Below are 8,967 nucleotides of genomic sequence, written 5' to 3'. Positions count from 1 at the left end.
CCCCCCGGCCGCCGTATCGGCTGCCGCCGAACCGGATACGCCCGCGAAGAGAACGCTGGTTCCGATATCCACCATTCCAATGCCGCCTGTAATATGCCCCACAAACGCCTTTGCAATGTTAACCAGGCGTTTGGAGATGCCCCCGGCCTCCATCAGCTCGCCGGAAAGCATAAAAAAGGGGATTGCCATCAGGCTGAAGGAGTTGATGGAGGAAAACAGCTTCTGCGCTACCAGCATCGAAGAGATTTTATCATCCATAAAGATAGCGCCTACCGAACCGAGGCCGAGCGAAAATGCGATGGGCACACCCAGCATTAAAAATACAAAAAACAATATAAATGCCGTAACTAACATACACACTCCTCCTCGCCTTTTTCATCCTGCGTTCCATTCAAATGAACCAGATAATAACTGATTTGTTCAAAAAACATCAGTACTCCGCCTATCGGTATAGCCGCGCACACAGCGGCCATGGGCCAGTGCATGATGGGCGAACTTTCCGCCATCTGGGTCTGGCAGACTAAAACGCCGAGGTAAGTCATGCAGATTAGGAAAACTGCCGATGCCGCACAGACAACCGTAAACATCACCTTCCAGGTTTTTCCCTTACATGCCTCCAGCAGTAAATCAAAGCATACATTTCTGCCTTCCCGGATCGTGATGGAGCCTCCCAGATAGACCAGCCAGACAAATGCAAACCTGGCCAGCTCGTCGGCCCACCGGATCGAAGATCCGGCGACATAACGGGCCACTACCTGGGCAAATACGACAGCCACTACCACCATAAACAGGAATGTTACAATAATATTCGTAATTTTTCGCGTCACATCCAGAATTTTATTCAGCACCGTTGCGCTCCCCCTTTACCGTTGTTTACTTTAAGCTTTGAATCTTATCGAAAACTTCCTGAAGGTTGTTGTCTGTGATAAAATTCTGAAGATATGATGCGGTCGATTCTTTAAACGGAGCCAGATCCACCTCCGTAATCTGCACGCCCTCTTCCTCCAGCTTCTTCATAGAATCCTCAAACAGCGTGGACGTATATTCCAGAAATGCGTCCTGGGCCAGTACGGAAGCCTCATCGATCACCTGCTTCTGGGCATCCGACAGGCCGTCATAAACCTTCTGGCTCATTGAATACGCGGTGAAAGTAAATACATGCTTTGTCTGTACATAGTTCTGGGCTACCTCATAGAACTTCTGCAGGTAAACGTATTCCGGATGGCCTTCCAGCCCGTCGGCCACGCCGGTCTGAACGGCAGTATAAGCTTCACCGGACGGAATTACGGTCGGATTGGCGCCAAATGCTTCAAAAGCGGCGATAGTATGAGGAGCCTCCGGTGTACGCATGATCAGCCCTTTAAAGCCGTCGAAGCTGTTGATATCCTTATTTTTCACCAGTGAACTTCTGAAATACAGCGGCTGTATGCTTAACACATGGAAACCGCCTTTTTCTGCCATCTTACCGCGGATAAATGAAAGTACATCCTCATCTCTCACCATCTTGATTGCCTGTTCTCTGGAATCAACCAGATACGGCATATCAAACAAAGCCCCGGACGGATCATAATTGGCGAACAGCGCAGTATCGGAAAGGGCGATATCAAGCGTTCCCTGGGATAAAGCGGACAGCGCGTCAGCCTGGCCGAACAGCTGGCCGTTGGCATAAATGTCCACCGTCATCTTCCCGCCGGACAGCTTATTAACCGCTTCCGCAAATGCCTCTGCGTATACGTGGTTGGAATCGTCCTCCGAACAGTGATGGGACAAGGTCAGTGTAAGCTCCTCCACTCCATCCACAACAGCAGCATCAGCCGATACCTGACCGGAATCTGTCTCTGCTTCCTGCCCTGCACTCTTCGTGCCTTCCGTTCCTCCCGCAGAGCCGGTTCCGCCTCCGCATGCAGTCAGTGAAACTGCCATAGCCGCCGCCATCAATAATCCCCATACTTTTTTCGTATTTCTCATCTTCATCCTCCTTTATATTCATGCTGAATTTGATTCACTGTTATCAGGCTCTGGCTACCATCTCGCCGTACTCATCCTTGCACTGTCTGATAAATGTGTAAAGCGCTTCGGCGCCTGGCATATCAGCGCTGCAGGCGTGGCTGGCCACCAGCATGGCAGCTTCGGCGCTGCCCATCTCCAGGCAGTCAAGAAGCTCCTTCCCCTCCAGCAGCCCGTATAAAAATGCCGCCGCATAGCCGTCTCCTCCGCCAAATCCCTTTAGCGCCTTGACCGGGAACGGTTTGATAGAAAAGCTGTTTCCATCATAGGCATAGGCGGTGGAACCCTCCCTGCCGTGTTTTATCACGACAATCCTTGCCCCCTTTGCGCACCATGCTTTCGCAGTCTCCACATCGGTCCTCCCCGGCGCAATCAGGTTTTCCGTCAAATCATACTCCTCACGTGAGCCAAGGATAATGTCTGCCTGAGATGCGACTGCCGAATAATAGATTGCAATTTCATCATGATTCTTCCAGGTGTAGGCCCTGTAATCAATGTCAAAAATAACCGGTACCTGGTTTTTCTTTGCAAGGGACACTGCCTTTAACGCCGCTTCCCTGGAAGGAGAGGCTGCCAGCGCCGTGCCTGATATCAAAAGCGCTTTTGCACTCTTTATGTACTCCTCATCGATGTCCTCCACACTGAGCTGCAGATCGGCAATACTGCCTCTGTACATTAAAATACTGCTCTCCGTCGGGCTGAGTATCTCAGTAAACGTCAGTCCCAGCTTCTCTCCGTTTTGGCATCTTGAAATATGGGAGATATCTATCCCTTCATTCTCAAAATAACGCTCCACAAATGTGCCGAACTGGTCGTCTGATACCTTTGCAAAAAATCCGACTTTTTTCCCGAGTCTCGCCATTCCAACCGCAATATTAGCGGGAGAACCACCCACATATTTTTTAAAGGTCTCGCTCTCATACAGCGGCTTGTTGTAGTCCAGAGGGTTAAAATCAATCGCAACCCTCCCCAGAAGGATTAAATCATACGGTTTATCCTCATCAAATGTTATGTATTTCATTTCTTCTCCCTCCTGTCTATCGGTATCCCGCAAATACCCGTTGCTGCGGCGCTGCCTCACGGTTATTGAATACCTTAATGCATTTTTTCACATTTTCGCAGACATAACGCACCATCTGCTCGTTCAGCTCAAAATAATTATGTTCTTTGCTTTCAGCCAGGTAGTCGGCGGCTCCTTTTGTAAGGGCGTCAAAGTTTGCCGTGGCGATATTGATTTTGCGTATTCCGCAGCAAATCGCCTCCCGGAACTGTTCATCCGTGATTCCCGTCCCTCCGTGCAGCACCAGCGGAACAGAAACCCTGCCTGCGATATTACGGAGTACGTCAAAATTCAGATTGGGAACCCCTTTATAATGCCCGTGGGCATTCCCGATTGCAATCGCCAGGGCATCCATCCCCGCCTCCCTCGCAAATCTCTCTGCTTCCTTCACATCCGTATACAGAAACTGGTGATCTCCGCTGCCCTCATTTCCGCCTACTACCCCCAGTTCTGCTTCGACCGTGGCGCCGTAAGGCTTTGCCATCTCTGCAATCTGTCTGGTAAGACGAATATTTTCCTCCAGCGTTTCATCGGAGCCGTCAAACATAACGGATGTGAAGCCATATTCCAGAGTCCTTTTTATCATTTCCCGTGACTTTCCATGATCCAGATGTACGGCTACCCTAACTCCGGCTGTTCTGGCCGCCTCAACCATCATAGGCGCGATATATTCCACCGGGGAATACCCCATCCTCTTCTCTGCAATCTGCAGGATAATCGGTGTATCCATCTCTTCCGCCGCCCTGATTGCGCCCATCACGCTCTCCATATTGGCAACATTAAAACCTCCGACTGCCCGCCCGTGCTTATCTGCATCTGCCAGCAGTTCTTTCATTGTGCATATCACAACACTTCCTCCTTCTGCTCCCTTATAGCTTTTATACTCCCTCCTTATACGCTTTACACCTCATCATTTTACTTTTTGGTCATTTATGATGTATTGTTGATTTGTTTATTGTTATTTTATGATTGTATGTTAGCATATTATATACTTTCGGTCAATAGCAGTTTACATTTTCATTAATTATGCAGATTTTTATACCATTTTATTGTGCAAAATGCACAGCCCTTGTCCGGTACGCTTTCGCACATCGCAGCGCAATTCTCCGCATAGCTGTTTTCATTTAACAGGAGAACTTTTCTGTAAAATGAAAAAACAGATTCTCCAAGGCATCTTACCGAATTTGATTAAATCCGGAACCTGCCTGGAAAATCTGTTCTTCTGGAGCGTGTTTGAAAATTGCTTTCCGTCAGATGTACACCACACTTTGCGGGAGATTTGGCCCGTATGAGCGCGGCCTAGCGGGCTGCGCTCATACGGGCCAAATATGTATAAAGCCGGCATGTGTTTCAGGCCCAAAGACTTCTGTAAATATTCTTCAGGTCCTCCGAATCCAGCTGTTTGCGTGTATTGGACGGACTTCCGCTGAGCATTGCATCCTCCGCCATCTTGTCTATGGAACCGAAATAGCGCTCCCTGTCAATCCCATATTCCTCCAGTGTCGGTATCTCCAATATATGGCATAATTCTTCCACCGCATGTAAAAATGCCCGGGCCGCATCCTCGTCCGACGCATCTTCATCCGCGGCTCCAATCGCACGCCCCAGGTCGCCAAACCGTCCATACGCACCGTCCAGCACAAAAGTAAAACACTCCTTAATCAGCATGGCGTTGGAAATACCATGCGGTACATGGAACAATGCGCCGATTGGCCTGCTCATTCCATGCACCACCGTCACGGATGCATTATTAAACGCAACGCCTGCCTCCAGAGCCGCCGCCGCCATCTGAACTCTGGCTTCCACATTCTGTCCGTCGCAGAAGGCAGCCGGCAGATACCGGAAAATCCTTTTTACCGCAGAAATCGCAAACACGTCTGAGAGCAGTCCGGCTTTTTTTGAGGTATAGGCTTCCGCCGCATGCGTCAGGGCGTCCAGTCCCGTGGCTGCCGTGATCTTCGGCGGAGCCGTCATCGTAAACCGTGGATCCACGACTGCCACCGACGGCATGATATCCGCTCCTTTTAGCAGCATCTTGACGTCATGTTCCGTATCCGTGATGATGGTAAACTGGGTAGCTTCCGAACCGGTTCCGGCCGTGGTAGGGATCGCGACCATGGGAGCGGTATCGGCTTTAATCTCTTTTCCCATCATATCTGTGATTTTTCCGCCCAAAACCGCCAAAGCTGCAATTGCTTTCATCGTATCCAGCGCGCTTCCGCCCCCCAACGCAATTAAAAAGTCGCAGCCCGCTGTTTTGTAAAGCCCTGTTCCGGCCTCCACCATATGATCCGTCGGTTCGCCAAAGACGCCGTCATAGACGGTATACTGAAGTCCCTCCCGTTCCAGAACCTCCTCCAGGATTTTTACATTTCCCAGCTCCGTCATCACGCGGTCGGTCACAATCAGGGCCTTCGTCCCTAATTCCTTAAGAAGCCCTGCCGCCTCATCCAAAGCACGTTCTCCCATTATTACCTTCCCGGGCATAATAAATTGAATAGCCATTACCTTCTCCTCCTTTTCCTTCATCTTAGTTATCAGCTTGATTTGATTGGTTTTCTTTTTTGTTTTTGGTTCTTTCTTGATATTTTAGTTTAATTTCCCTTGTATATTAACTATATATTATCATTAATATGTATGATGTCAATAGTTCTTGATGGAATTTTGAAACTTTATTGTGGATTTATATAAATTTTCTTGTTTTTTGTTTGTATTCTGCTATAATTAATTCAAGAAAATAAGGAGCTGCTAATTATGAGAATTGAACGAATAAATGATATGGAACGATATATTATAGAAAATGGCTCTGTCACCAGCGACAAGCTTTGCGAGGTATTCCGCATATCAAAGAACACGCTGCTGAGGGATTTGAATATTCTGGCTGAGAAAGGCACCGTAAAGAAGGTTTACGGAGGCGTCACCGCCCTGCAGCAGCCGTTTTCCGTGAAAGAGCTTCTCCCCTTTAATGACAGAACCACGACAAATATAGATTTAAAAAGCAAAATTGCCAGGCAGGCGGCTCTTCACGTACAGCCCGGGGATACCATTTTTGTAGATACCGGCACCTCTACCCTGAGTATCATCAACTATATAGCGCAGATACAGGGCCTGACCGTTATTACAAACAGTGTCCAGTTCATGTACCGGGCTCTCAGCTTCCCCAACATAAATGTAATTGCGCTTCCGGGTATTTTAAACCATAAGACTGCATCCCTCGTAGGCGTCCCCTGCATCAACAGTCTCAGCGTCTATAATATCAGCAAGGCCTTTATGGCCTGCACCGCCGCCTCCCTCCAGAGCGGGGTGACGAATGCAACCTCAGAAGAATATGAGGTAAAAAAAGTGGTGATGGCTCAGAGCCTCGAGCATATTCTGCTGATTGACCATACAAAATTTAACCAGACCTCCCTGATGACTTATTCTCAGCTTAAAGATTTCGATCTCATCATTACCGACGAACTGCCGGGAAGTGATTATATAGAACATTTTAAGACACATAAAGTTATTTTGGAGATTGCGGAATAAGATACATGATGGCATAGCGAAATACATTACGGAAGATTTATCTTAGAATACAGGAGGTATAAGAATGTCAAGCCGGGATTTAAAACGCATTGCTCTGTTACTGCCAAACACAGATACCATTCTGGAAACGGATCTGCAAATTTCTCTTCCTTCCAATATTATTATCCATACTGCCAGAATGCAGTTGGATGAGGTCGGCAAGGAGGCGGAAAAGCGGATGGTGGATGAAGAACTGCCCAGGGCAGTCTCCGCCTTGAAACATATCACAAACTTTGACGGCGCTGTCTTTGGCTGCACTTCAGCCTCGGCCGTGTACGGTGAGGAAGGCCTGAGCCGTATCAGCCGCGAGCTGGAAGACGGACTGGATTGTCCCGCTACCAATGCATTCTCCGCTGTCCTATCTGAAATAAGGTATTTTAAAGCGAGGCGCATAGGCCTTCTGACTCCCTACACATCCGAGGTGAATAAATTTTTTACCGAAACCTTAGACAGGTTCGGCATCTCCTGCGGAGCCTGCCACGGCCTGGGAATCTCCGATGACACCCGGATTGCCCGTGTAGAACCACAGGAGATCATGGAGGCTGCTAAGCAGCTGGAACACGAACTGAAAAAACAGGATCTCCTTTTACTCTCCTGCACGAATCTCCGTGCTGCCGAGATCCGAAATGCCATTGGAAAAATGCTTGAGCTTCCTGTTATCACCAGCAATCAGGCTATTATTAACTGGATTTTATCCGCGGTATGACGATAACCTGCATGCTCCGCGCACAGGTCACTGCCATCAGTCAAAAAGGCGAACCAAAATCGATGGTTCCGCCTTTTCATATCCGGTTATCAGCCCCGTTTCCCCTCCTGCACTCCTTATAATGCAAACAGTCTCGTCGCCACAGTAAAGTAAATCGCTATCGAACATGTATCCACCAGCGTGGTAATAATCGGAGCGGCCATGATCGCCGGATCCAGGTTCACCTTCTTTGCCAGCAGCGGCAGCATACAGCCGATAATCTTTGAGATTACAACCGTGCCAATCAGGGAAATGCTGACGATCACCGCCAGCTTCATATTCCGGTACATCAGTAAAATCCTCACCCCGTTGGCCGCCGCCAGAATCACCCCCACAATCAGTGAGATTCTGAATTCCTTATAAACCACCCTGAATAGATCCTTGAAATGGATTTCATCCAGCGCGATCCCCCTGATGACAAGCGTTGCGCTCTGGGAGCCGCAATTTCCGCCGGTATCCATCAGCATCGGGATAAACGCCACAAGAAGCGGCACAACGGAAATTGCATCCTCATACCGCGTCAGGAGGGTCCCCGTCAGCGTTGCGGAAAGCATCAGCACCAGCAGCCAGACGATCCTGTTCTTGGCGTGCTGGATCACCGAGGTATCAAAGTAGGACTTCTCACTTGGATTCATGGCAGCCATCTTCGTAATATCCTCCGTAGCCTCATCCACAGCGACATCCCAGGCGTCGTCTACCGTCACGATGCCCACCATCCGCTCTTCCATATCCAGAACCGGTATGGCGAGAAGATCGTATTTGGAAAACAGTCTGGCAACCTCCTCCTGGTCCGTATGGGTGTAAACAGAGATAATATCCGTCTCCATCAGCTCCTCCATCGTCCTGTCGTCATCCATTGTCATCAGGTCTTTTGCCGACACAATTCCCGCCAGTTTCCTGTTATCAAGCACATAGCAGGTGTAAATCGTCTCTTTATGAATTCCCGTTTTCTTAATATGCGCCAGGGCCTGGGCTACCGTATTGTCCTTCCTCAGATCCACATATTCGGTTGTCATTATGCTTCCGGCGCTGTCCTGCGGATAGTTTAAAAGGATATTAATCTGCGCCCTTTTTTCACCGTCTACGGTCTCCAGAATCTGAGTTACCAGATTGGCCGGAAGTTCTTCCAGCAAATCTACCGTATCGTCCATATATAAATCGTCCAGGAGCTCTTTTAATTCCTGATCCGTAAACATTTGTACCAGATGTGACTGCATGGCGTTATTCATATTTGAAAACACATCCGCCGCTTTCTCTTTAGGAATCAGGCGGAAAGCCGTCGCCATCTCCCTGTCGTCAAGCTCCTCCAGCAGGGACGCAATGTCCACGGTGTTCATCACATCCAGAATACTGCGGACTGCCTTGTATTCCCTCTTTACCATCAGTTCCATAAAAATATCTCTGTTCATTGTCCAGTCCTCTCTTTCTTTTATTCCGTTTTTCTGTCCGGTTTTGTAACCGGTAATTACACGAGTGACAACTGCCCCCGGCATCCATCGCGTCTCACCTGCCTTTCATATTCCATATTTTCCTGTCTTCTCCGGTACGGCCTCCTGCAATCAGCACCACCGGCTTAGCCGGTGGTTTGCTC

General features: G+C 48.8%; 10 protein-coding genes. 2 read left to right on the top strand and 8 right to left on the bottom strand.

What is annotated here, in order from left to right:
- The 7 genes from CLOSYM_RS20700 to CLOSYM_RS20675 form a co-directional block, all read right to left on the bottom strand.
- Positions 1 to 354 (bottom strand): TRAP transporter large permease subunit (locus CLOSYM_RS20700; protein ID WP_021643677.1); only part of this gene is annotated, 354 nt, incomplete at its 3' end.
- Entirely contained in the window at positions 348 to 848 is a 501-nt protein-coding gene (locus CLOSYM_RS20695; RefSeq protein ID WP_003504899.1) for a TRAP transporter small permease, read from the bottom strand. The genes CLOSYM_RS20700 and CLOSYM_RS20695, both read right to left, overlap by 7 nt.
- A gap of 25 nt (positions 849 to 873) precedes the next feature.
- The gene (locus CLOSYM_RS20690) at positions 874 to 1,968 is read right to left on the bottom strand and encodes a TRAP transporter substrate-binding protein (RefSeq protein ID WP_227072705.1); all 1,095 of its coding nucleotides are present in this window, start codon (positions 1,966 to 1,968) and stop codon (positions 874 to 876) included.
- Between the two features lie 43 nt (positions 1,969 to 2,011).
- Positions 2,012 to 3,028, bottom strand: a complete 1,017-nt coding sequence (iolC, locus tag CLOSYM_RS20685; RefSeq protein WP_044903054.1) for a 5-dehydro-2-deoxygluconokinase — start codon at positions 3,026 to 3,028, stop codon at positions 2,012 to 2,014.
- A 16-nt stretch (positions 3,029 to 3,044) separates the two neighbouring features.
- Complete coding sequence (locus CLOSYM_RS20680; protein WP_021643674.1) at positions 3,045 to 3,902, bottom strand: ketose-bisphosphate aldolase; 858 nt, start codon at positions 3,900 to 3,902, stop codon at positions 3,045 to 3,047.
- 353 nt (positions 3,903 to 4,255) lie between these two features.
- Complete coding sequence (locus CLOSYM_RS24170) at positions 4,256 to 4,357, bottom strand: DUF6783 domain-containing protein (RefSeq protein ID WP_334291437.1); 102 nt, start codon at positions 4,355 to 4,357, stop codon at positions 4,256 to 4,258.
- Positions 4,358 to 4,417: 60 nt separating this feature from the next.
- Entirely contained in the window at positions 4,418 to 5,572 is a 1,155-nt protein-coding gene (locus CLOSYM_RS20675; protein WP_044903052.1) for an iron-containing alcohol dehydrogenase, read from the bottom strand.
- 249 nt (positions 5,573 to 5,821) lie between these two features.
- On the opposite strand from CLOSYM_RS20675, the gene CLOSYM_RS20670 reads away from it, so the two are divergent.
- A complete protein-coding gene (locus CLOSYM_RS20670) occupies positions 5,822 to 6,592 on the top strand; it encodes a DeoR/GlpR family DNA-binding transcription regulator (RefSeq protein ID WP_021643671.1) in 771 nt (256 codons plus the stop codon).
- Between the two features lie 64 nt (positions 6,593 to 6,656).
- A complete protein-coding gene (locus CLOSYM_RS20665) occupies positions 6,657 to 7,337 on the top strand; it encodes a maleate cis-trans isomerase family protein (protein WP_003501619.1) in 681 nt (226 codons plus the stop codon).
- 116 nt (positions 7,338 to 7,453) lie between these two features.
- Here CLOSYM_RS20665 and mgtE read toward each other — a convergent pair whose 3' ends face one another.
- Positions 7,454 to 8,785: a magnesium transporter gene (mgtE, locus tag CLOSYM_RS20660; protein WP_024739456.1), complete on the bottom strand. Its 1,332-nt coding sequence runs from the start codon at positions 8,783 to 8,785 to the stop codon at positions 7,454 to 7,456.
- Positions 8,786 to 8,967: the final 182 nt, after the last annotated feature.

The organism is [Clostridium] symbiosum ATCC 14940 (genome assembly GCF_000466485.1).
GTDB classification, from domain to species: Bacteria; Bacillota; Clostridia; order Lachnospirales; family Lachnospiraceae; genus Otoolea; species Otoolea symbiosa.
Note: the sequence above shows the minus strand (reverse complement) of the source record. Positions and strands in the feature narration are given on the sequence as shown.

Coding starts and splice junctions, on each gene's coding strand:
- CLOSYM_RS20675 (WP_044903052.1), bottom strand. CDS start 5,572: ATGGCTATTCAATTTATTATGCCCGGGAAGGTAATAATGGGAGAACGT.
- iolC (WP_044903054.1), bottom strand. CDS start 3,028: ATGAAATACATAACATTTGATGAGGATAAACCGTATGATTTAATCCTT.
- CLOSYM_RS20665 (WP_003501619.1), top strand. CDS start 6,657: ATGTCAAGCCGGGATTTAAAACGCATTGCTCTGTTACTGCCAAACACA.
- mgtE (WP_024739456.1), bottom strand. CDS start 8,785: ATGAACAGAGATATTTTTATGGAACTGATGGTAAAGAGGGAATACAAG.
- CLOSYM_RS20680 (WP_021643674.1), bottom strand. CDS start 3,902: ATGAAAGAACTGCTGGCAGATGCAGATAAGCACGGGCGGGCAGTCGGA.
- CLOSYM_RS20690 (WP_227072705.1), bottom strand. CDS start 1,968: ATGAGAAATACGAAAAAAGTATGGGGATTATTGATGGCGGCGGCTATG.
- CLOSYM_RS20670 (WP_021643671.1), top strand. CDS start 5,822: ATGAGAATTGAACGAATAAATGATATGGAACGATATATTATAGAAAAT.